We start from the raw sequence: 22,202 nt of genomic DNA on the forward strand, positions 1-22,202 counted from the left end.
GGCGGGCCCGGGGAGAGTGAAGGCCGCACCGCGCCCCGCCCCGGCCCCCGGGGTGGAGCGGCGCGGTCCGCCATCCCTCCCCGCTGCCGCAGGAGCCTGCCCTCCCATCACCGAACGCACCACCGCCGCGCCCGCGCCCGTCCCCGCCGGCACCGCCGCCGCACCACCCGGAGCGCCGCACCGGGCCACCCTGCCCGTCATCCTCGCCGGCGTCTTCCTCGCCGGGCTCGACTTCTTCATCGTCAACGTCGCCGTCCCCGCCCTCCAGCACGACCTGCGGGCCACCGACGCGCAGATCCAACTCGTGGTCGCCGCCTACGCGCTGGCCTACGGAGTCGGCATGGTCACCGGCGGCCGGCTCGGCGACCTGTTCCCTGTCAAGTCAGCATGTTGGGCCGAGCTTGTCCCGAGGGCGGGTGGCTCAAGCCGTGATCAGCAGGTATCTATGGCGCGGAGCCACTCTCTGGAGCTGCAGTACTGACTTCGGCTTGTCAGGGTGACGTTGGGGGTCGAGGGTCATGCCTGTGCCGGCTGTGAAGCCGTCCTCGGCTGATTCCGGAGTGGTCACCTCCAGGGCCGGAAATCCGCTGGCCACGCCCGCCCCCGGCGGCCAGACTGCATCGGTGAACTCCCTGACCACTTCTCGTGGCCCACTCCGCCTGGCGCCGCCGGACCCACGCAGCGGGTTCCTCGTCCCCGACTTCGAGGGCATGGAGGAGCTGATAGCCGAACTGGTCGTGCCCGCGAACGCACCGATGGCCGTGATGAGCGCCCTGGGGACCAGCCGTGAACTGCTCCGGTTCTCCTTCTACCGGTACGAGTTCGCCACCGTCGCGGTCACCCACTCGCTGGTCGCGCTGGAGCTCGCCCTCACCGAGCGGCTGGCCGACCGCGGGCCACTGCCGGACCTGGTCGAGCGGGCCGCAGCGGAGGGCCACCTCACGGCGGACCTCGCCGGTGGGCTGGACCGAGCGCTGGCACTGCCCAGCGATCTCGCCAGGGGCGAGCGGACGAGCGCCGCGTGTCACCCCAGCGGCGCAGTCACCAGCGTCCGGGCCGTTTTCGACGCGGTGGCCGCACTTCTCGGGCCAGTGGCGGAGCCGGCGGGCCCGGACGATGACTCCCTGGTCCGGCTGCGGGACGAACACCGGCACATGCGGTTCCCGCCGGGCTTCCAGGGCGCGGAGCCGGCCGGGGTCGATCTGGTCCTCGTGGACCTCTGGGTGGCCGGTCTCGTCGACCGCGAACTGAAGGACACCCTCGACGAGACCTGGACGGCCGAGCTCTGGGACTCCATCAACGCCCTCGACAAGGCCATACCCCTGATGCACGAGCCCTACTGCGCTTCCTACTTCACCAAGCTGCGGAGGTTGGCGATGGCCGTCGCCGAACGCCACGTCCCCGGGGCCGTCGGAATGCCGCGAGGGACCCGAGGCCCGGTCGAGCGGGAGCCGGAGCAGGCGGACCGCGATGGCCGGGAGTCCCTGGTCGAGGCGTTCCCGCACGAGCTCGCCGCCGATGCCCGCGCCGTACTCGCACTCCTCCCGGAAGCGAAGCATCCGGCTCGCACCTTCACGGTCCGGGTCGGAGCGGAGCACCTTGCCATCCCCTCCCGGATCTACCACGGCGAACTGCCGTTCACCACGGTCGAGCTGCTTCCGCCGCGGCAGCGTCAACTGCTGCACTGCCTCTACACCCGCCACCACGACGGCCGGGTCAGACAGCGCCACCTCGCGCAGCTCCTCACCTCCACGACCCCGTGGGTGGTGCCCTACACCGTGCAACTGCTCGGCGAGTACGTGCTGGAGATCCTGACCGATCTCCGTGATGGTTACCGGGAGTTGCTGATGCCGGGCTCTGAAGGCAGGTCCGTGTACGGGCAGTTCGTGGTGGACAATCCGGAGTTCTTCGCCCGCACCGAACGCCGCGTAGTGAGCTACTGGAACGAGTACCACCGCCGACTCTGGTACGCCGACTTCCGGGGCTACCCCGGCGGCACCGCGCTCGACCACCTGCGCGACGCCGCCTCCGACCAGGCCCGCCGCCCCTGGCCCAACCACACGCCCGGCCGGCGCACCCGCCTGGACGGCTACTGCTGAACCCTCGGAAGGGAGCTGAGCCGGGCGCCTGCCACAGCAGGTGTTCCCGCTCAGCCAGATCGGCGCCCGGCGGGTGACGGTTGGCCAGCACACCGTGCAGTCCACAGGCCGGTCAGCGGCCTGTGCCGGGCCGAAGTGGCGTGACGCTGGTTGCCTTGCCGCTGAGCACGTCGCGGGGGACGTCGGCTTCGATGGCCAGGGCGACGATGGTGAGGGCGCCGTTGGAGCGTTCGGCAGCGCCGTCGAGGGCGCGCTCCAGCCCCTCGGCGCGGCGGCATGCTGGTCGGTGCGGACGGTGTTGCCGCAACCGGGGACGCACTGGTCGAGGCTGGGGGCGTCGCGCTGCCCGGTTCGTCGCGCACAGGACCCGGTCACGTCGGTAGAGGCAGAGCAGGAGGGCGTTCGGGTTGTCGTAGAGGACGCTGCCGTCGCGGCCCAGGTGCCGGCGGGCGGCGGCGTGCTTGCGGGAGAAGCCGGCTCCGACCAGAGAGCCCTGGAAGACCGGGCCGTTGGCGGCCGCGAGGATGGCCTGGCGGGCTGCGGGTCCGGAGATGGCTTCGCCGGGCAGGTCCTGGGTGCGCGCCTCGTGGTTGGCCCAGGCCACGAAGTCCTCGATCCGCCCGGCGAGCGAGCCGTTCCTCAGCGACCCGGTGCGGTAGACGGCGTGGGTGGGGTTGTGGAGGGCCGCGTCGAACAGCAGCTCGCCGTCGGGCACGATCCGCTCCAGCACGCGGACCCGAGGAGACCAGCAGCCGCACGAACGCGACATTGCGATCCTCCAGCCGGCCCAGCTGGCCCAGCCAGCCTCGACCGCCCCGTCCCGGTTATGGCCCCGCAGGCCGACGTCCGTCCACAGCCGCCACGTACGGGGCGTCAGCCAGCGCATGTCCGACGCCATCGGCTTCCTCAGCCCCTCGGGAACTTCCCGCGTCCCCCCGTACAACCCCGAGACCTGGCGCATCGTCACCGGACTCGCGACGACGTACCCCTGCCGGTCGGCCCACCGGTACAGAGCGGAGAACGCCGCCAGCTCCCTGTTCCACTTCGACGAACCCACCAGGGCCGGGTTGGCCGGCGCTTCCAGCCGCCAGCTCCGGAAGTCGTCCAGGTCCCTCTCACGGGCGTCAGTCCAGACCCGGTTCCTCCCGGATGGGAACGTCAATAGCAGGGCAATGTCCGTCGCATAGTTCAGCCTGGTCTCCTGCTCGTACCCCCGGAACACCGACGACTGCCCGAACCGGCAGAACAGCGGATCGATCCGGTGGTCCGGCCCCAGGAACACGGCGTCCCCGGGCTGCATCTCCCAGTCGCCTGGCCCGGACGAATCCGGGCCCGTCAGCCAGTCCCTTCCCACCCAGAACACCCGCCACCGCTACATCGGGCACCCCTCACCTAACGAGTTGGTGCGTGATAGCGGTTGAGGTGGCCGCGCTGGTGAGTGGCATGATCTCGGCGTGCGGATCATGGTCAATCGGGCGGTTCTGACGCATCGGCTGTTCACGGGTGTCTCCCGGCAGCATCTGGGCAGTCTGATCGCCGAGTTGGCCGAGCCGTGGCAGGCCGTGGTCGAGGGGCGCCGCCACGAAGTGCGGGGTGGGGTGAGGAAGCGGGCTGCGGGTGCCGGCGCCCGTCATCAACTCGTCTTCACCGAACGGGTGGTGGCCACCCTGATCCATCTGCGGCACGACCTTCCGCATGCGGTACTGGGGCTGCTGTTCGGCGTTGACCGCTCCATCGTCACCCGGGCGATCGGGGAGATCCGCACCCTGCTCGCCCGGCGGGGCTGCGCGGTCCCCGACCGGCCCGGTGTGCGTCTGCGGACCTTGGCGGACGTGTTCGCCTACGCGCAGGCCGAGGGTGTCGAGCTGCGGCTGGACGCCACCGAGATCCAGGTCCGCCGGCCCGTGGCCGGCCGCGGCGGGCGCCGTGCCTTCGTGTCGGGCAAGAAGAAGCAGAACACGATGAAGGCCACCGTGATCGCAGACCACCTCGGCCGCACCCTGTGGACCGACGCCCTGCGGCCAGGGCGGATGCACGATGCGACCGCCGCCCGCAACGAAGGCATCGCCGATTGCTTCCGGCACTTCCCCGAGGTCGAGGTCCTCCTCGACGACGGCTACCTCGGCCTGCGGCGCGATCACCCCGGTCAGGCGATCACGCCGCCGAGGAAACCGAACAAGAGCGCCCTGGCCGACGTCCACGCCCGCTGGGAACAGGCCCGACACCAGCACTCATCCGACCGCATCACCGTCGAACACGCCCTGGCCGACCACAAACGCTGGAAGCAACTCCTGCGCTGGACCCACCGCCGCAACAACCTGCCCGACACCTACCGCGCCATCGCCGGCCTCGTCTCCGACCGCACCGCCAACGTGTGAACCACAGCCCTCCGACAGGCGATCCAGCCCCCATCCACTATCACGCACCAACTCGTAAGGGTTGTCCCGTAATTGATCTCCGGTGGACTGTGACAGGGTGGTCCATCTCTTGACGGGAGCCGCCTACGTGGCCTGGATGAGGTTGTGAAGGCAGGCGATGCCGAGCATGGCATGGTGGACGCCGTCGCCCTTGAGGCGGCAGTCGGCGGCTACCGGAACTCGTGCACCACTTGGATCCTGCCGATGATGTGGGAGTTGAACTCGTCCAGTTCCTCGGCGGGCACCCACAGCTCGAGGATCGTCTGGCCCCCTACCTGCTGAACGGGGTACCGGCTCAGGAACTCCGTCTCGACCTCGAAACGGGTCACGAATCCGACACCACTGTGCTTGACGTTCCAGTCCCTCGCGATCCTGATCGCGTAGTCCTCGTTGAGCACCGGGTAGAAGATCGGCTGCTCGGGCAGGCGGGGCGGCCAGGCGCGCCAGTCCAGCTCCCGGACCAGGTCCAGCTCCTCGGGACCAGTGGGTCGCCAGAGGGTGGTCGTCGATCGCTGGGTGGTCATGGAAATCGCTCTCTGCACTTGGCCGGCCGCCGGTGCGGCTCCTGGACCACGGGAGGATACCGGCACCACGAGCTCACCAGCTATAGAGTTTCAGCCCGCAGCCCGCCCCTGACCAGCCATTACGGGACAGCCCTTAGCGCTTCAACACGCTGACGCTAAAGGGAACTCGTCTACGGCTGCCGCCGCCCCCAACGCCGAACTGCTGATCGCCGGACGGGTGTGGCAGGGCGCGGCCGCCGCGCTGATGGCACCCCGGGTGCTCGGCATCATCACCACCTCCTACCAGGGGCCGGCCCGGGCCAAGGCGATCAGCTGGTACGCCGCCACGTCCGGAATCGCCGCCGTGTTCGGCTAGTTGATCGGCGGCGTGCTGATCCGCACCGACCCGATGGGCCTGGGCTGGCGGGCCTGCTTCCTGGTCAACCTGCCGGTCGGACTGGTCGCCGCGGTCGCCGCGATCCGGCTGCTGCCCGAGTCCAAGGCCCCAGGGCGGCCGCGCCTCGACCTGCTCGGCCTGCTGCTGGCCACCGCCGCGCTCACCTCGATATGCCTGCCGCTGATCGAGGGCCGCCAGCGCGGCTGGCCGCTGTGGACCTGGCTGCTGCTCGCCGTCGGCCCGCTGCTGCTCACCGCGTTCACCACCCAGCAGCGCCGCCTGCGCAGGGCCGGCGGCTCGCCCGCGCTCGACCTGCGACTCTTCCGGGAACGCGCCTTCAGCGTCGGCCTGATCGCCCAACTCGCCTTCTGGACCTCGATGGCCTCGTACTTCCTGGTGCTCGCGCTCTACCTCCAGCAGGGCCGGCACCTGACGCCGATCGGCTCCGGGCTGGTGTTCGGCGTGCTCGGCGCCGGCTACCTGGCCGCCTCCACCACCGCCCGCCACCTCGCCGCCCGGATCGGCCGACACGCCATCACGGTCGGCTGCGCACTGCGCGCGGCCGGGCTGCTGCTGGAGCTGTGGGCGGTCACCGGGGACGGCCGGAGCCTGTGGTGGCTGCTGCCCGGCCTGCTGCTGGACGGCGGCGGCATGGGCCTGTCCTTCGCGCCGCTGACCGCCACCGTGCTGGCCCGCGTCCCGGCCGCGAGCGCCGGCTCGGCCGGCGGGGTGCTGAGCACCGGCCTCCAGGTCGGCAACGCGCTCGGCGTCGGCCTGATCGGCCTGGTCTTCTACCGCGTCGTGGCCGACGTCCCCGGCCCCGACGCCGTCCCGGCCGCGTTCCGGGCCTGCCTGCTGTACGTCCTGGCCGCGGTCGGGCTGTTCGCCCTGGTGGTGCAGGCGCTGCCGGGCCGGAAACGGCCGGCCTGACGCGGTACGGGACGGTGGCGGCCGCACGGCGCCGGCCGTGCGGCCGTGCGGCCGTGCGGCCGACGACACTGCGCGGCCGACGACACCGTGCGCCATCGGCCCGGCACCCGCTGGTGCGGGCGCCGGGCCGATGGCGTGTCACGGGTTTCGATGTCGTGTCATGGTGATGTGTCACCGATTCCCGTGACGTGTCACGATATTCGGTGACACATCACGGGCTTTGATGACGTGTCACGGGAATCCGTGTCACATCACGGGCTTCGGTGACACGTCACGGGCTTCGGTGATGCGTCACCGATTCCGGTGACACGTCACGGTTACGGCTGGCCGCCGCGCTCCAGCGGGATCCGCTCGCCGGCCTCGACCGCCGCCGGGAGGCGGTTCTCGGCGGGCGGCAGCGGGCAGGTCGCCAGGTCGGTGTAGGCGCAGGGCAGGTTGGTGGACCGGTTGAAGTCGATCGTGACCAGGCCCTGCTCGTCCGGCGCCGGGATGTTCAGCGCGCGGTTGGCCGCGTACGTGGTGACGCCCGAGGTGGCGTCGGTGAACAGCACCTGGAGGCTGCCCGGCAGGTGGCCGTTGAACGCGGTCAGCCGGTGCGTGCCGCCGTCGCCGGGCAGCGTGAACTCGACCTCGCCCGGGGAGTCGTAGACGTGCTGCAGGCCCTCGACGGCCGCGCCGACGGTCACCGCGCGCGGGGTGTCGAACGGCAGGAAGCGGCCGGTCAGCGCCCAGCGCTGGTCCGGTGCGTACGCCGGGGTGCGGGTGAAGTCGCGCACCAGCGGGTTCTCGGGGTGGCGGGGGCGGAGGATGTCGTGGCCGCCGCGCTTGGCGACCTCGACCACGGTGTCGCCCGCCGTCGCGTACACGCTGGCCCGCTCGGCCAGTACGCCGAAGTCGTGCCGACCGTGCACCGGCTGACCGTCGACGATCAGCTCCTCGCCCGCGTCCAGTTCGACCCGGACCCCGTCCGGGCCGGTCGACCAGGCGCCCGGGGCGTCCGGGTAGCGGGCCGGTTCGGCGTCCAGCCAGTGCAGGCCGGTGACGGCGAGGAAGCCGTGCGGGTCGGCGAGGGCGCGCTGGCTGGCGGCGTGCCACTCCTCCCACTCGCGGGTGAACTCCTCGGCGGTGGTGGGTTCCTGAATGGTCGTCATATCGCTTCCTGGGGAACGGTGGTGCGGGCGGTGGGCAGGTCGAGGTGCTCGCGCAGGGTGCTGCCCTCGTACTCGGTGCGGAAGACGCCGCGCTCCTGGAGCAGCGGCACGACGGTGTCGGCGAACTCGTCCAGTCCGCCGGGCGTCAGGTGCGGGGCCAGGATGAAGCCGTCGCTGGCGTCCTCCTGGACGAAGCGGTTCATCTCCTCGGCGACCCGGGCCGGGGTGCCGACGAAGGACTGGCGGCCGCTGACCTCGATCACCAGGTCCCGGATGGACAGGTTCTTCGCCTCGGCGAGCGCCCGCCACTCGCGGGCCAGCGCCAGCGGGTCCCGGTTCATCCGGACCGAGGCCCGGCCCTGGGCCACGGTGTGCTCGCCGATCAGCGGGTCGGCGGCCGGCAGCGGACCCTCCGGGTCGTGGTCGGACAGGTCCCGGTTCCAGACCTGCTCCAGCAGCCGGATCGCGGTCTGCCCGCTGACCTGCTGCCGGCGCACCACCTCGGCCTTCTCGCGCGCGTCGGCGTCGGTGTCGCCCAGCACGAAGGTCACCGCCGGCAGGATCTTCAACGACCCCGGCTCGCGGCCGTACCTGGCGAGCCGGCCCTTCACGTCCGTGTAGAACGCCTTGCCCGCGTCCAGGGTCCCGTGCCGGGAGAAGATCGCGTCCGCCGAGGCGGCGGCGAACTCGCGGCCCTGCTCGGAGTCGCCCGCCTGGAAGATCACCGGGCGGCCCTGCGGCGCGCGCGGCACGTCGAACCGGCCCGCGATGTCGAACTCGCTGCTGCGGTAGGCGAACCGGCCCGCGTCCGGGTCGCCCAGGAACGTCCCGGAGACCGGATCGGCCACCACCTCGTCCCCGCGCCAGGAGTCGAACAGCTGCCAGGACGCCTCCAGGAACTGCCGCGCCCGGTCGTACCGGTCCTCCTCGCGCAGGAAGCCGCCGCGCCGGAAGTTCTCACCGGTGAACGCGTCCCACGAGGTCACCACGTTCCACGCCGAGCGGCCCGCCGAGAGGTGGTCCAGCGAGGCGAACTGCCGTGCCACCTCGTACGGTTCGTTGAACGTCGAGTTGATCGTCCCGGCCAGGCCGAGCCGGTCGGTGACCGCCGCCAGCGCCGCCAGCACCGCGAAGGTGTCCGGGCGGCCGACCACGTCCAGGTCGTAGATCAGCCCGTTCTGCTCGCGCAGCCGCAGGCCCTCGGCCAGGAACAGGAAGTCGAACTTGGCGCGCTCGGCGGTCCGCGCGAGGTGCGCGAAGGAGCTGAACGCGATCTGGCTGCCCGCCTGCGGGTCGCTCCACACCGTCGTGTTGTTCACACCCGGGAAGTGCGCCGCCAGGTGGATCCGCTTGAGTGGCTTGTCGCCGCCGCTGCTGTTCTCGTTGCTCATGTCTGGTGCTTTCCTTCGGAGTTCGGAGTTCAGGCGCCGACGGCGGCGGTGGCGGGCTCGGTGGCGGGCTCAGTGGCGGAAGCGGTGGCGTAGCGGTTGGCGGGGCGCGGCAGGCCGAGCAGGCCGCGCAGGGTGGACGCCTCGTAGGCGGTGCGGAACAGCCCGCGGCGTTGCAGCTCCGGGACCAGGCCGCGGGTGATCCGCTCCAGGTCGTACGGCAGCGCGCCCGGCCGCAGCCGGAAGCCGGTCAGCCCGGCCTCGGCGAACTCGACCAGCAGGTCGGCCAGTTCGGCGGGCGTACCGGCGAAGATCCGGGCGTCGCTGGCGTACTCGGCGCCCGCCGTCTCGTTCAGCCGGGCCAGCCGCTCGGCGGCCGCGCCCGGCCGCTCCTCCAGGAAGACCACCAGGTCGGCGAAGACGTGCACGGTCTCCGCCCCCCGCCCGGCGGCCTGCTGGGCGGCCCGGACCTCGGCCAGGATCGCCCGGGCGTCGTCCGGGTCGCGCGGCGTCACGAACGCCAGGTCGGCCGAGCGGCCCGCCAGCTTGAACGGCTCACCGCGGTGGGCCAGCGACGCCACCAGCGGCTGCCCCTGCGGCGGGCGGGGCGTGATGGACGGGCCGCGGACCGCGAACCGCGGCCCCTCGAAGTCGATGTAGTGCAGCTTCTCCCGGTCGATGAACCGGCCGGTCGCCGCGTCCCGGATCTCCGCGCCGTCCTCCCAGCTGTCCCACAGCCGGCGCAGCACCTCCACGTAGTCCTCGGCCTCGCCGAAGAGCTCGGCCAGCCCGGCCAGCGAGGCGGGCGAGTCCAGGTCCTCCAGCTCCAGGGCGATCGGCTCGCGGCGGCCGAAGTGCCGGACCTCGTCGTTGCGCCCCGACACCTTCACCCGCAGCCCGGCCCGGCCCTCGCTGACGAAGTCCAGCGTGGCCACCGCCTTGGAGAGGTGGAACGGCTCGGTGTGCGTCGTGATCGCGGTCGGCACCAGCCCGATGTGGCTGGTCAGCGGCGCGATCCGGGCCGCCACCAGCACCGCGTCCAGCCGGCCCCGGATCCGGTCGGTGCGCGTGTCCGGCTCGAACGGGTGGTCCGACTGCAGGCTCAGCCCGTCCTCAAGGGTCAGCAGGTCGAGCAGGCCGCGCTCCGCCTCCGCCGCCAGGTCCGCCCAGTACCGGGCGGTGAACAGCTCCTTCGGCCGGGCCTCCGGCTCCCGCCACGCGGCGGGGTGCCAGCCGGCGCCGTCCAGCGCGACGGCGAGGTGCAGCGGGGCGGCGGCGGGGGAGGGGGACTGGGGCACTGCTGGGGATGCGGACATCGCGGACCGTTCCTGTTCACGGGGAGGTGCTGGGAAGAGCTGGGAGGGGCTGGGAGAAGCCGGGGAGCCGGGGAGGCCGGGGTGTGCGGGGCCGGGCTGTTCGCGGCGGCCCGGTGGTCGGCGGTGGTCGGCGGTGGTCGGCCGCCGGTCGTCGTGGTGGTCGTCGCGGCGGTCGGAGGCCCGGCGGGCTGCCCGGGGTGCGCGCGGCAGGCGCGGCGGCCCCGGCGGGGCGGGGATGAGGGGCGGGGATGAGGGGCGGCGTCAGCCGAGCGGACAGGCCGGACAGAGCGCGGTGCTCACGCGCAGCAGGTCGACCGGCCGGTCGAGGTACACCTCGCGCTCCAAGGCCCGCACCGCCGCCACCTCCCGTCCGCGTCCCGCGTCCTGCGGCACCGCCCGATGCCGCCGTCCTCGCACCGTAACCCCGTGACCCGGCCCGGCACAACGCTGTTCATACAGCGGTAACGAACCACCGATCCGGGCCCGGCGGACGGTCGTTGACATCCCGTCGGGCCCCGGCCTAGCTTGGCCGCGACGGAGGCGGGACGGCCACCGGGGACGAACGGGACGCGAGGAGGGAGGGGACGGTGCGGGCACTCGAACGCGAGGTGTACCTCGACCGGCCCGTCGACCTGCTGCGCGTCAACAGCGCGCTCTGTCCGGCCGGTTGAAGCAGTACGCCGCACGCCGCACGTCCGCCCCGCACCAGGAGCCGTAGCACCATGACCCCGCGCACCACCCTGCCCGCCGCCGCCGTTGCCGACGCGACCGCGACCGCCGACGCGACCGACCTCACCGCCGACCTCACCGCCGCCGAGGCGCTGGCCCGGCTGCTCACCCCCGAGGCCGTCGCGCTGCTCGACAACCCGATCTGGGCGGCCCTCACCGGCCCGCACGCCCACCTCGCCGAGCGGCTCGGCGACGCCGCCCGCTACCCCGTCGACGTCTCGCCGTTCACCGCGCTCGCCGACCCCGCCGACCCGCAGGGCTGGCGCGACCTCGCCGCGCTGGCCGGTCCGCCCGGCACCGCCCTGCCCGTCACCGCCACCGCGCCCGACGACTGGGAGGTGGTCGAGGCCGGCCAGGGCGTGCAGCTGATCGCCACCGCGCTGCGCACCGAGCCCGCGCCCGAGGCCGTCCTGCTCGGCCTCGCGGACGTCCCCGAGATGCTCGACCTGGTCGCCCGCACCAAGCCCGGCCCGTTCCTGCCCCGCACCGTCCTGCTCGGCCGCTACCTCGGCCTGCGCGAGGAGGGCCGGCTGATCGCGATGGCCGGCGAGCGGATGCGGCTGCCCGGCTGGACCGAGATCAGCGCCGTCTGCACCGACCCCGACCACCGCGGCCGCGGCCTCGCCACCCGCCTGGTGCGGGCCGTCGCGCACGGCATCGAGCAGCGCGGCGACCGCCCGTTCCTGCACGCCGCCGCGTCCAACACCAAGGCGATCGCGCTGTACGAGTCGCTGGGCTTCACGCTGCGCCGGCGCACCGAGTTCACGGTGGTCCGCACCCCGGTCACCGTCGCGGACGGCGGCGCGGACGACGTCGCGAACGGCGGGGCGAACGGCGGCGCGGACGGCGGGGCCCGGCCGTGACCGGGCGGCAGGACCGGCCGCCCGTCGCGTTCCACTGGTTCCTGCCGACCGGCGGTGACGCCCGCGACCTGGGCGGCGCCGCCCACGGCACCGGCATCGGCGGGGCGAACGGCGGAGCCGCCGCCGGGCGGCCCGCCACCCTCGGCTACCTCACCCAACTCGCGCAGGCCGCAGATCAGTTGGGCTACGAGGCGGTGCTCACCCCGACCGGCGCGCACTGCGAGGACGCCTGGATCACCACCGCCGCGCTGATCGCCGCCACCCGCCGGCTCAAGTTCCTGGTCGCCTTCCGCCCCGGCCTGATCGAACCCGCGCTGGCCGCACAGACCGCCGCCACCTTCCAGCGCCTCTCCGAGGGGCGGCTGCTGCTCAACGTGGTGGCCGGCGGCAGCGACGCCGAACAGCGCGGCTACGGCGACCGGCTCGGCCACGACGAACGCTACGCCCGGGCCGCCGAGTTCCTGGACGTGGTCCGCACCGCCTGGCGCGGCACCCCGTACGACCACGCGGGCCCGCACTACCGGATCGACGGCGGCGAACTGCGCCAGCCGCCCGACCCGGTACCCCGGGTCTACTTCGGCGGCTCCTCCGACCCCGCGCTCGACGTCGCCGCCCGGCACGCCGACACCTACCTGACCTGGGGCGAACCCGTCGAGCAGGTCGCCGAGAAGATCGGCCGGGTGCGCGAACTCGCCGCCGCGCAGGGCCGCGCGCCGCGCTTCGGCCTGCGGGTGCACGTGCTCAGCCGGGCCACCGCCGCCCGCGCCCGGCAGGACGCCGAAGCGCTGATCGCCGACCTCGACGACGCCGCGGTCACCGCCGGCCAGCAGCGCCTGCGCGCCCTGGAGTCGGTCGGTCAGCGCCGGATGCTCGACCTGCACGGCGGCCGCCGCGACCGGCTCTGGGTCGCCCCCAACCTGTGGGCGGGCATCGGCCTGGTCCGCGGCGGCGCGGGCACCGCCCTGGTCGGCAGTCACCGCGAGGTCGCCGACCGCCTTGCCGAGTACCGGGACGCCGGCGTCGACGAGTTCGTCCTCTCCGGCTACCCCCACCTGGAGGAGGCCTACACCTTCGCCGAGCACGTCCGCCCCCTGCTCTGAACGGCCCGAGCGGGCCGAACGTCCCCCGCCCGGGACGTTCGGCCCCTGCCGCCCGACCCACCGCCCCGCCTACGGTGGAGCCTCACCCGCAGGACGGGCCGGCGGGCCGTGACACCCGCCGGCCCACCGAGCGCACCGGCCACCCGGAAGTGGAGTGCGGAACTTCTGTGCGCGAAAGGTGAGTTCACGGAGGGCCGGGGGTGTCGGTCCGCCGGTGGGAGCGGGCGGAGTAGTCCGGGCGCTCGCCCTGCTGGTGTCAATCTCCTTGTGTAACTTCCAGGTTGAGCGTTGACACGGTCGCGGCGGCGCGGACACCATGGACGCCGCCCACCGCCTGCCCGAGCCCTTCCGAGCCGATCGTGATGTGGGAGCGCTCCCATCGCGTTCGGGCAGGTCACGGGCGGTCCGGTCGGCTTCCCCCACCCCGACGCCGTCCCGGAAGGACGCCACCGCCATGCCGCACGCAGCCGCACCCCCACCCGGACCGTCCCGCCCCGAACGCCCGCGCCGCCGCACCGCCGCCCCGGCCCGTCCGGTCGGCGGCACCCGCCGGGCCGTCCTGGGCCTGCTCGCGGCCGGGGTGCTCGCCGCCGCCGCGCTGCTGCCGCTGCACGCCGGGACGGCCGCCGCGGCCGCCGCGGTCGAGCCGGCCGAGCCGGCCGCCGTCGCGCCCGCGTTCGACTACGGTGAGGCGTTGCAGAAGTCGCTGCTGTTCTACGAGGCCCAGCAGTCCGGCAAGCTGCCCGCGACCAACCGGGTCAGCTGGCGCGGCGACTCCGCGCTGGACGACGGCAAGGACGTCGGGCTCGACCTGACCGGCGGCTGGTACGACGCCGGGGACCACGTCAAGTTCGGCCTGCCGATGGCTGCTTCGACCACCATGCTGGCCTGGGGCGGCATCGCCGAGAAGCAGGCGTACACCGCCTCCGGCCAACTGCCCTACCTGAAGAACAACCTGCGCTTCGTCGACGACTACCTGATCAAGGCGCACCCGGCCCCGAACGTGCTCTACGGCCAGGTCGGCAGCGGCTCGGCCGACCACGCCTGGTGGGGCCCGGCCGAGGTGCTGCCGATGGCCCGGCCCGCGTACAGGATCGACGCCTCCTGCCCGGGCTCGGACCTGGCGGGGGAGACGGCGGCCGCGCTCGCCTCCTCGTCGATGGTGTTCGCCGACAGCGACCCGGCGTACGCGGCGACCCTGCTCACCCACGCCAAGCAGCTGTACTCCTTCGCCGACACCTACCGGGGCAAGTACAGCGACTGCATCAAGGACGCCCAGGGCTACTACAACTCCTGGAGCGGCTACAACGACGAGCTGGTCTGGGGCGCGATCTGGCTCTACCGGGCCACCGGTGACAGCGCCTACCTGGCGAAGGCGGAGAGCTACTACGCCAACCTGTCGACCGAACCGCAGTCCACGACGAAGTCGTACAAGTGGACGATCGCCTGGGACGACAAGTCCTACGGCGCCTACGTGCTGCTGGCCCAGCTCACCGGCAAGCAGCAGTACGTCGACGACGCCAACCGCTGGCTCGACTGGTGGACCGTCGGCGTCAACGGCAGCCAGGTCAGGTACTCCCCGGGCGGCGAGGCCGTGCTCGACTCCTGGGGGTCGCTGCGCTACGCCGCCAACACCTCCTTCGTGGCGCTGGTCTACTCCGACACGCTGGCCGGCGACCCCGTCCGCAAGGCCCGCTACCACGACTTCGCGGTCCGCCAGATCGGCTACGCGCTCGGCGACAACCCGCGCAAGTCCAGCTACCTGATCGGGTTCGGCGCCAACTCCCCGAAGAACCCGCACCACCGCACCGCCCACGGCTCCTGGACCGACCAGCTCACCAACCCCGTCGACAGCCGGCACACCCTGATCGGCGCCCTGGTCGGCGGCCCCAGCTCGGCCGACGACGCCTACACCGACGACCGCTCCAACTACGTCAACAACGAGGTCGCCACCGACTACAACGCCGCCTTCACCGGCGCGCTCGCCCGCCTCTACGGCGAGTACGGCGGCAGCCCGCTCGCCGCCTTCCCGCCCCGGGAGACCCCCGACGGCCCGGAGATGTCCGTCCAAGCCTCGGTGAACGCCGCCGGCACCAACTTCACCGAGATCAAGGCGTACCTGATCGACAAGTCGGCCTGGCCGGCCCGCCCGCTCAAGAACGCCGCGCTGCGCTACTACTTCACCCTGGAACCCGGCGTCAGCCCGAGCCAGATCACCCTCACCACCAACTACAACCAGTGCGGCGCGGTCAGCGGACCCACGCTCTACGCCGGCTCCACCTACTACGTCACGGTCGACTGCTCGAACACCGTGATCGCCCCGGCCGGACAGTCCGCCTACCGCAAGGAGGTGCAGTTCCGGATCGCCTCGGCAGGGGCCTGGGACCCCACCAACGACTGGTCCTACCAAGGCATCTCGCTGGTCCCGGGCTCGACCCCGGTGGACGCGGCGAACATCCGGCTGCTGGACGGGGGAGTGCCGCAGTGGGGCGCCGAACCGGGCGGGAGCCCGTCCTCCTCCCCGTCCCCTTCCGCGTCCGCGTCCGCTTCGCCTTCGCAGTCTCCCTCGCCGTCGCCCTCGCCCTCCGTTTCGCCGTCCCCGTCCCCGTCCCCTTCCCCGTCCTCGTCCTCGTCGGGCAGCGGCAGTCCGAGCCAGCCGGTCGCGGGCTGCACGGTGGCCTACGTGGTGGGCAGCAACTGGGGCACCGGGTTCACGGCCGACGTGACCGTGCGCAACACCGGCGGGACGACGGTCTCCGGATGGACGCTGGCATGGACGTACCGGGGCGGTGAGGCGGTCACCAACGCGTGGAACGCCAAGGTGGTCCAGAGCGGCGCGGCCGTCACCGCCGCCGACGCGGGCTGGAACGGGACGCTGGCCCCGGGCGGTACGGCCTCCTTCGGCTTCCAGGCGAGCGGCAGTCCCGCCGCGCTGCCCGCCTTCACGCTGAACGGCCGGGCCTGCGCCGCCGCCTGACCCCCTGCCTGACCCGCCGCCCGCTTTCCTGTCTCCTCCTCGAACGGAACGCCCCCGTCCCCCCGCCTGCGCGCGCGGGGCGGGGGCGTTCGCGCGCGGCGGCGGTGGCCGGAAACGGTCGGTGGGTGGTGCGGGGACTTCGGTGGGCGGGTGGTTCGGGGACGGTGCGGCCGGGGTGGCTGAAATGCTGCGAATCGGGCCGGTAAACATCGGGCTCGGCAAGATCACCGTATCGAAGTAAATACCCCCCGCCTCCCGGGCGAAGGCCGTCGACTGAGCACTAGCGTTCCTCAAGATCCGACCGAGTCGTCCGCAAGTTCTGACGATTCGTCATCTTTTCGGCTTGTGAGGAGCGTTCGTCCCATGACCGTTGAGACCGGCCCGGTCGCGAAGCAGGTGCCGCCGCGGACGCGGGCGAACCCGCCGGTCGCGTCCTCCCCGGACGCCCCGCGGGCGGGCTGACCACGAGATCCCCCCTCGTGGCGGACGGCCGCGGGCCGCTCGCCGCCGTCCGCACGCCTGCACGACACTCCGGACGGCCCGGCGACGGCCGCGCACCGACCGTCGAACACCCCCCCGCGTCCGGCGCGCCGCGAAACCGCGCACCGCGCCGACGCACCCCCAAGCAGTGGCGAGATCTCGCCACCGGTTCCGATCAGACCGCCCCTCACCTCCCAGTAAAGGAGTCACGGATGCCCGACCCAGGGCTTTCCTCGCCGCTCCCCGCCTTGCCGTCCGACCCGTCCGACCCGCCGTTCCTGGTCGCGGCCGCAGCGGCGGTCGCCGAGGCGGTGGCGGCGACGGCCGCTGCCGCCGCCGCAGCCCCGGCCACAGCCACAGCCACAGCCACGACCCCGGCCACCGTCGAGACCGTCCCCGCGCCGTCCGTGTCCGGGGCGTCTGTGCCCGCGCCGTCCGTCCCCGAGCCGGTCGCCGTGCCGGAGGCGGACGGGTTGCAGCGGATCCTGCGCGGTCCCAGCGGGCTCGGGACGGGGGGCCTGTTCCGGGTCTCCCCGCTGCCCGAGCGGCTGCCCGAGCCCGGGGCTGAGGTGCCGGGTGCGCCGGAGGCGTCGGCGTCGCTGCCGGAGCCGGTCGAGGGGGTGCCGGTGCCGGGCCTGTACTTCCACCCGGTGGCGGAGCCCGATCCGGTCCGGGTGGCGGAGGTCAGCCGCCGGATCAAGGACTGGGCGGTCGACGAGGTCGACCTGTTCCCGGACGAGTGGGAGGGCCAGTTCGACGGCTTCTCGGTCGGCCGCTACATGGTGGTCTGCCACCCGGACGCCCCGACGGTCGAGCACGTGATGGTCGCGACCCGGCTGATGGTCGCGGAGAACGCGGTCGACGACTGCTACTGCGAGGACCACGGCGGTTCCCCGGTCGGCCTCGGCAGCCGGCTGCTGCTCGCGCACACCGCGCTGGACCCGGTGCACACCACCGCCGAGTACGCGCCGGACTGGGCGGAGTCGCTCGGCTCGGACGCGCCGCGCCGCGCCTACCGCTCCGCGATGCGGTACTTCACCGAGCTGGCCAGCCCGTCGCAGGCCGACCGGTTCCGGCACGACATGGCGCGGCTGCACCTGGGCTACCTGGCCGAGGCGTCCTGGTCGCAGGACGACCACGTGCCCGAGGTGTGGGAGTACCTGGCGATGCGCCAGTTCAACAACTTCCGCCCGTGCCCGACGATCACCGACACCGTCGGCGGCTACGAGCTGCCCGCCGACCTGCAGGCGATGCCGCAGACCCAGCGGGTCATCGCGCTGGCCGGCAACGCCACCACGATCGTCAACGACCTGTACTCGTACACCAAGGAGCTGGCCGCCCCCGGCCGGCACCTGAACCTCCCGGTGGTGATCTCCGAGCGCGAGGGCCTGTCCGACAAGGACGGCTACCTCAAGGCGGTCGAGGTGCACAACGAGCTGATGCGCGCCTTCGAGGCCGAGTCGGCCGCGCTCGCCGCCGCCTGCCCCGCCCCGCAGCTGCTGCGCTTCCTGCGCGGGGTGGCCGCCTGGGTCGACGGCAACCACCACTGGCACCAGACCAACACCTACCGCTACAGCCTGCCCGATTTCTGGTAAGCACCGGCAAGATAAGGACACCTGATCACATGACCAGCACCGACCTCGGTACCGCCTCCGCCTTCGTCCCGGCGCCCGCGACCGCCTACCAGGGCGACATCGCGCGCTACTGGAACAACGAGGCCCGTCCGGTCAACCTGCGCCTCGGCGACGTCGACGGCCTGTACCACCACCACTACGGCATCGGCGAGATCGACACCGCCTCCCTCGGCACCCCCGAGGACAGCGAGTACGAGAAGAAGCTGATCACCGAGCTGCACCGGCTGGAGTCCGCGCAGGCCGAGGTGCTCCTCGACCACCTCGGCCCGATCGCGCCCGGCGACACCCTGATGGACGCCGGCTGCGGCCGCGGCGGCTCGATGGTGATGGCCCACCAGCGCTTCGGCGCCAAGGTCGAGGGCGTCACCCTCTCCAGCACCCAGGCCGAGTTCGGCAACCGCCGCGCCCAGGAGCTCGGCATCGCCGACCACGTCCGCTCCCGGGTCTGCAACATGCTCGACACCCCGTTCGAGACCGGCCGGATGTCCGGCTCGTGGAACAACGAGTCCAGCATGTACGTCGACCTGCACGACCTGTTCGCCGAGCACTCCCGGGTGCTCAAGGTCGGCGGCCGCTACGTCACCATCACCGGCTGCTGGAACCCGCGCTACGGCCAGCCCTCCAAGTGGGTCTCGCAGATCAACGCCCACTTCGAGTGCAACATCCACTCCCGCCGCGAGTACCTGCGCGCGATGGCCGACAACCGCCTCGTCCCGCAGGCCGTCATCGACCTGACCCCCGACACCCTGCCCTACTGGGAGCTGCGCGCCACCTCCTCGCTGGTCACCGGCATCGAGGAAGCCTTCATCGAGTCGTACAAGGACGGGTCCTTCCAGTACGTCCTGATCGCGGCCGACCGGGTCTGACACCCCGGCAGGCGCGGTACGCCCGACCGGACGGCCGGTCCTCGCGGTGCGCGGGGGCCGGCCGTCAGGCCGTGGCGCAGGACGGCGGCAGCGCCACCGGCCACCGCGAACAGGGCCGGCGTCACCAGTCCCGGCACGTCAGACGCCCCCCGCGCGGGATCGGCCCGGGCGGGGGAACGGACGGGTCAGGCCGGGACGGCGGCTGCGTCGACGGCGGCTGTGTCGAGCGCGGTGGCGTCGAGGGCGCCGGACTTCGCCTGGGCGAGCAGGTCGGCGAACTGTTCGCGGCTCATCTGGATCCGCTGCCCGAAGTCGTCGGTGATGCGCACCCGCTGCTCCTCGGGGGCGTCGGCGTCGAGGAACAACTGCGGGCAGCCGCAGTCGCAGTTGCCGCAGAAGGTGGCGATCGGAACGAGGGTCTCCTGCACGGTGCAGCTCTCCTGTCCGGGACCGGCCGGTCCGGGTCGGGGGTGGCGCGGCCCCGGGGGAGGGGCCGGAACAGTCGTCGTCCCGGACGGAGTTCGAGTTCCCGACCCGTTGATGTGATCCAGGTCACAGTCACACGGGCGGGGGAGAGTCCGCCGGACCGGGGCCGGGCCGGGAGCCGGCGGGTGCGACGATGGGCCCGCGATGGAACCGGGACGAGTCGGGCAGGTCGGGCGGAGCGGGCGGGCCGCGGTGTTCGCGGCCGGCTGCGTGCTGCTCGCCGCGACCGCCCACGCCCTGATGTCCGGTGCGCCGCTGCCCGGTTGGGCCCTGCTCGCCGCGTTCGGCGGCGTCGGCGGGCTGGGGTGGCTGTCGGGCGGCCGGGAGCGCGGGCCGCTGGCGGTCACCGGGCTGACCGTCGGCGTCCAGGCCCTGCTGCACGCGGTGTTCTCGCTCGGCCAGGCCGCGACCGCCGCGCCCGCGCCCGGCGGGATCGCCGCCCAGTGGGCCCGGTTGCTGCTCTGCGGCACCGGACCACCGGGCGGCGCCGGGCAGTTGAGTGCCGGGCCGGCGGGCGCCGAGCAGGTGGCGCGGCTGGTCGAGGCGGCCGGGATCGCGCCGGGGGACGGGATGACCGTCGTACCGCTGGACGAACCCGCGACGGCCGCCACCTCCGGCATGGCCGCCATGCCGGACATGCCCGGCATGGCGATGGGCCACCACGCGGTGGCGGTGGTCGCCGGGCACCAGCACGGCGCCACGCTCGGCATGTTGGCCGCGCACCTGCTGGCCGCGCTGCTGCTCGGCCGGTGGCTGGCGGCGGGCGAACGCGCCGTGCACGGGCTGGCCCGGACCGTCGCCGCCCGGCTGTTCGCCCCCGTCCTGCTGCTGATCGGCGCCGTCCGCCCGGCCGTTCCGCGCCGACTCGGCCGGCCCCACCGGGCGGCGCGCCGCCCGGGGCCGCCCCCGCACCTCCGCTCGCCCGCCACCCGGGGACCGCCGGGGCCGGCCGCCGTCCGCTGACGGCCCGTCCGCCGCACCGGGGCTCCGCCGCATCCGTTCCCCGGGGCCCGTCCTCGCCCCCGTCGCCGCGACGGAGCGGCGAGGACGGGCCCCGGGCGGCGGTGCGGCTGCCGTGCGCCCCGGACCGGCCGCGCGGCCACGCCCGGGCCCCTCCCGCGCACTCCCGCCGTCCGTCCCGTCCTGCCCGTCTCGTCCGTTCCGCGCGCTCCGTCCGGCCTGCCGGGAGCGCGCCGGGGGGCGGTGCGGCGGCGCGGCGTGATGTGGCGGGACGTGGCAGGACGTGGGCCGGGCGGCCGCTCCCGTCTCTTCTCTTCCGCGAGCGAGGACCTTCCGAGATGACCCCTGCCCTCCCCCTGACCGCCCGTCCCGCGACGGCCCGTCCCACGAACGCCCGTCCCACGAACGCCCGTTCCGCCCCGCGCGTCGACGACGCGGAGGTGACCGCCTGGGCGCTGGCCGCCCGTGGTGGTGACCCGGTGGCCGTCGAGCGGTTCGTCCGGGCCACCCGGGCCGACGTGTGGCGGTTCGTCGCGCGGCTCAGCGGCGAACCCCAGGCCGCCGACGACCTCACCCAGGACACCTACCTGCGGGCGCTGCGCAGCCTGCCCCGGTTCGAGGGCCGCTCCTCGGCCCGGACCTGGCTGCTGGCGATCGCCCGCCGCGTCGTCGTGGACCGCCACCGCTTCGCCGCGTGCCGGCCCCGGCTGCTGGACACCGACGACTGGCAGGGCGCCGCCGAACGCGCCCAGCCGCGCGGCCTGCCCGGCTTCGACGAGGGCGTGGCGCTCGGCGACCTGCTGGCCGCGCTCCCCGCCGAGCGCCGGGACGCCTTCGTGCTGACCGCGCTGCTCGGCCTGCCCTACGAGCGGGCCGCCGAGGTGGCGGGCTGCCCGGTCGGCACCGTCCGCTCCCGGGTGAACCGGGCCCGCACCGTCCTGATCAGGCAACTCGCCGACGCCGAGCACGCCGACCGGGCGCTGGTCGCCCGGGCGGCCTGAACGGTTCCCCGCTCCATCCGATGGGGGCACCCGGCCGCGTGTCAGGGTGCCCGCGCCGGTCGCCGTGCGCTGTCGTGGACGGGCACGGAAACACCCACCGAACGGGAGCACGTCCTATGAGCACCACCGTTTTCGCCGTCGACGGCATGAGCTGCGGCCACTGCGAGAAGACCGTCAGCGCCGGGCTCGCCGTCCTGCCGGGCGTCACCGCCGTCACCGCCGACGCCAAGGCCGGGCGGGTCACCGTCACCGGGGACGTCGACGAGGCGGGCGTCCGGGCCGCGGTCGACGAGGCCGGGTTCGTGCTCACCGGCCGGGTCTGAGAAAGTGTCGGGCGAGTGATCAACTCCATGGCGTGACCCATGGCCGGTGATCTTCGTGGTCTGCGGGCTCGCGAAGGTCACCGGCAGGTGTGTCTGTTCGTGTGAGCCGTCCTGTGACTCGTCGTTGACGGACGCCCGGTGGGCGGTGATCGAGCCGCTGCTGCCGGAGCGGGATCCGCGCCGGGGCGGCCGTCCGCTGGGGTTCCCGCGTCGTCCGGTCGTGGACACCGTGCTGTACGTGCCGGTCAGCGGATGCGCGTGGCGGCTGGCCCCGCACGATCCGGTGCCGTGGGACGCGGGCGGCCCTCGGCGGCGAACAGGAACGGGCGCGTCCGCAGCGGAGGCGGCCCGGCGGGCCGCCTCGTCACGCCGGATCAGCAGGTACGCGGTGCCGGTGAACAGCGCCGACAGCAGCACCCACAGCAGCTGGTACCAGGAGAAGAACGGCATCCCGCCGAGCTTCGGGGTGACCTTGCGGTACGACGGTACCCACATCATCACCACGATCGGCACCAGTAGGCACAGCCCGGCCAGCACCCGGGCGCCCCGCCGGGCCCGGGCGCCCCGCCGGGGCCCGGCACC

At 73.5% G+C, this 22,202-nt stretch carries 20 protein-coding genes and 3 pseudogenes; 14 read left to right on the forward strand and 9 right to left on the reverse strand.

The window, feature by feature from the left end:
* Positions 1-16 precede the first annotated feature (16 nt).
* Positions 17-481: an MFS transporter gene (locus KSE_RS34665; protein ID WP_231873266.1), complete on the forward strand. Its 465-nt coding sequence runs from the start codon at positions 17-19 to the stop codon at positions 479-481.
* Positions 482-710: 229 nt separating this feature from the next.
* Positions 711-2,099: a hypothetical protein gene (locus tag KSE_RS45285; protein WP_231873267.1), complete on the forward strand. Its 1,389-nt coding sequence runs from the start codon at positions 711-713 to the stop codon at positions 2,097-2,099.
* 112 nt (positions 2,100-2,211) lie between these two features.
* Here KSE_RS45285 and KSE_RS45290 read toward each other — a convergent pair whose 3' ends face one another.
* Positions 2,212-2,997 (reverse strand): hypothetical protein, encoded by a 786-nt coding sequence (locus KSE_RS45290; protein WP_231873268.1) that lies wholly within the window; start codon positions 2,995-2,997, stop codon positions 2,212-2,214.
* Between the two features lie 99 nt (positions 2,998-3,096).
* Positions 3,097-3,399, reverse strand: a pseudogene (locus KSE_RS46415) (site-specific integrase); the annotation flags it as partial.
* 163 nt (positions 3,400-3,562) lie between these two features.
* Between KSE_RS46415 and KSE_RS34685 the strand changes: the two are divergent.
* The gene (locus tag KSE_RS34685; protein ID WP_014140060.1) at positions 3,563-4,477 is read left to right on the forward strand and encodes a transposase family protein; all 915 of its coding nucleotides are present in this window, start codon (positions 3,563-3,565) and stop codon (positions 4,475-4,477) included.
* A 209-nt stretch (positions 4,478-4,686) separates the two neighbouring features.
* Here the strand turns inward: KSE_RS34685 and KSE_RS34690 are convergent, their stop codons facing one another.
* Positions 4,687-5,040 (reverse strand): hypothetical protein, encoded by a 354-nt coding sequence (locus KSE_RS34690; protein WP_014140061.1) that lies wholly within the window; start codon positions 5,038-5,040, stop codon positions 4,687-4,689.
* 217 nt (positions 5,041-5,257) lie between these two features.
* Between KSE_RS34690 and KSE_RS42475 the strand changes: the two genes are divergently transcribed.
* Together KSE_RS42475 and KSE_RS34695 are read left to right on the forward strand one after the other, a co-directional pair.
* Positions 5,258-5,395: a hypothetical protein gene (locus KSE_RS42475; RefSeq protein WP_014140062.1), complete on the forward strand. Its 138-nt coding sequence runs from the start codon at positions 5,258-5,260 to the stop codon at positions 5,393-5,395.
* Between the two features lie 12 nt (positions 5,396-5,407).
* Entirely contained in the window at positions 5,408-6,346 is a 939-nt protein-coding gene (locus KSE_RS34695) for an MFS transporter (RefSeq protein WP_148283212.1), read from the forward strand.
* Positions 6,347-6,663: 317 nt separating this feature from the next.
* On the opposite strand, the gene KSE_RS34700 is transcribed toward KSE_RS34695, so the two are convergent.
* The 4 genes from KSE_RS34700 to KSE_RS46075 all read right to left on the reverse strand — a co-directional run bounded on the left by KSE_RS34700 (position 6,664) and on the right by KSE_RS46075 (position 10,594).
* A complete protein-coding gene (locus KSE_RS34700) occupies positions 6,664-7,497 on the reverse strand; it encodes a DUF1684 domain-containing protein (RefSeq protein ID WP_014140064.1) in 834 nt (277 codons plus the stop codon).
* Positions 7,494-8,888, reverse strand: a complete 1,395-nt coding sequence (locus KSE_RS34705; RefSeq protein ID WP_014140065.1) for an NtaA/DmoA family FMN-dependent monooxygenase — start codon at positions 8,886-8,888, stop codon at positions 7,494-7,496. Before KSE_RS34705 ends, KSE_RS34700 begins: the two co-directional genes overlap by 4 nt.
* A 29-nt stretch (positions 8,889-8,917) precedes the next feature.
* Entirely contained in the window at positions 8,918-10,201 is a 1,284-nt protein-coding gene (locus KSE_RS34710; RefSeq protein ID WP_051055546.1) for an LLM class flavin-dependent oxidoreductase, read from the reverse strand.
* A gap of 261 nt (positions 10,202-10,462) precedes the next feature.
* On the reverse strand, positions 10,463-10,594 hold the full coding sequence (locus KSE_RS46075; RefSeq protein ID WP_255519026.1) for a hypothetical protein: 132 nt from the start codon (positions 10,592-10,594) through the stop codon (positions 10,463-10,465).
* 329 nt (positions 10,595-10,923) lie between these two features.
* Here KSE_RS46075 and KSE_RS34715 point away from each other — a divergent pair, with 329 nt between their 5' ends.
* The 5 genes from KSE_RS34715 (at position 10,924) to KSE_RS34735 (ending at position 18,850) form a co-directional block, all read left to right on the forward strand.
* Positions 10,924-11,793 (forward strand): GNAT family N-acetyltransferase, encoded by an 870-nt coding sequence (locus KSE_RS34715; protein ID WP_014140067.1) that lies wholly within the window; start codon positions 10,924-10,926, stop codon positions 11,791-11,793.
* Positions 11,790-12,893: an LLM class flavin-dependent oxidoreductase gene (locus tag KSE_RS34720; protein ID WP_014140068.1), complete on the forward strand. Its 1,104-nt coding sequence runs from the start codon at positions 11,790-11,792 to the stop codon at positions 12,891-12,893. Before KSE_RS34715 ends, KSE_RS34720 begins: the two co-directional genes overlap by 4 nt.
* A gap of 454 nt (positions 12,894-13,347) precedes the next feature.
* The gene (locus KSE_RS34725; protein ID WP_014140069.1) at positions 13,348-15,870 is read left to right on the forward strand and encodes a glycoside hydrolase family 9 protein; all 2,523 of its coding nucleotides are present in this window, start codon (positions 13,348-13,350) and stop codon (positions 15,868-15,870) included.
* A gap of 692 nt (positions 15,871-16,562) precedes the next feature.
* Positions 16,563-17,945 carry a family 2 encapsulin nanocompartment cargo protein terpene cyclase gene (locus KSE_RS34730; RefSeq protein WP_033257905.1) on the forward strand — a complete coding sequence of 461 codons (1,383 nt, stop codon included), beginning with the start codon at positions 16,563-16,565 and terminating at the stop codon, positions 17,943-17,945.
* A gap of 29 nt (positions 17,946-17,974) precedes the next feature.
* Entirely contained in the window at positions 17,975-18,850 is an 876-nt protein-coding gene (locus tag KSE_RS34735; protein ID WP_014140071.1) for a geranyl diphosphate 2-C-methyltransferase, read from the forward strand.
* A gap of 185 nt (positions 18,851-19,035) precedes the next feature.
* On the opposite strand, the gene KSE_RS34740 is transcribed toward KSE_RS34735, so the two are convergent.
* Positions 19,036-19,278, reverse strand: a complete 243-nt coding sequence (locus tag KSE_RS34740; RefSeq protein WP_014140072.1) for a hypothetical protein — start codon at positions 19,276-19,278, stop codon at positions 19,036-19,038.
* A 202-nt stretch (positions 19,279-19,480) separates the two neighbouring features.
* Here KSE_RS34740 and KSE_RS34745 point away from each other — a divergent pair, with 202 nt between their 5' ends.
* From KSE_RS34745 to KSE_RS40565, 4 genes and pseudogenes are all read left to right on the forward strand, one after another.
* Positions 19,481-20,299 carry a hypothetical protein gene (locus KSE_RS34745; protein WP_014140073.1) on the forward strand — a complete coding sequence of 273 codons (819 nt, stop codon included), beginning with the start codon at positions 19,481-19,483 and terminating at the stop codon, positions 20,297-20,299.
* A gap of 335 nt (positions 20,300-20,634) precedes the next feature.
* Positions 20,635-21,297, forward strand: coding sequence for a sigma-70 family RNA polymerase sigma factor (locus KSE_RS34750; RefSeq protein WP_014140074.1), 663 nt, complete (start codon positions 20,635-20,637; stop codon positions 21,295-21,297).
* A 116-nt stretch (positions 21,298-21,413) separates the two neighbouring features.
* Positions 21,414-21,620, forward strand: a complete 207-nt coding sequence (locus KSE_RS34755; protein WP_033257904.1) for a heavy-metal-associated domain-containing protein — start codon at positions 21,414-21,416, stop codon at positions 21,618-21,620.
* 55 nt (positions 21,621-21,675) lie between these two features.
* Positions 21,676-21,903: pseudogene (locus KSE_RS40565) on the forward strand (transposase); the annotation flags it as partial.
* A 77-nt stretch (positions 21,904-21,980) separates the two neighbouring features.
* Here the strand turns inward: KSE_RS40565 and KSE_RS40570 are convergent.
* Positions 21,981-22,157 (reverse strand): annotated as a pseudogene (locus KSE_RS40570) (DUF3311 domain-containing protein); the annotation flags it as partial.
* Positions 22,158-22,202 lie beyond the last annotated feature (45 nt).

The sequence above is a fragment of the Kitasatospora setae KM-6054 genome (assembly GCF_000269985.1).
Taxonomy (GTDB): domain Bacteria; phylum Actinomycetota; class Actinomycetes; order Streptomycetales; family Streptomycetaceae; genus Kitasatospora; species Kitasatospora setae.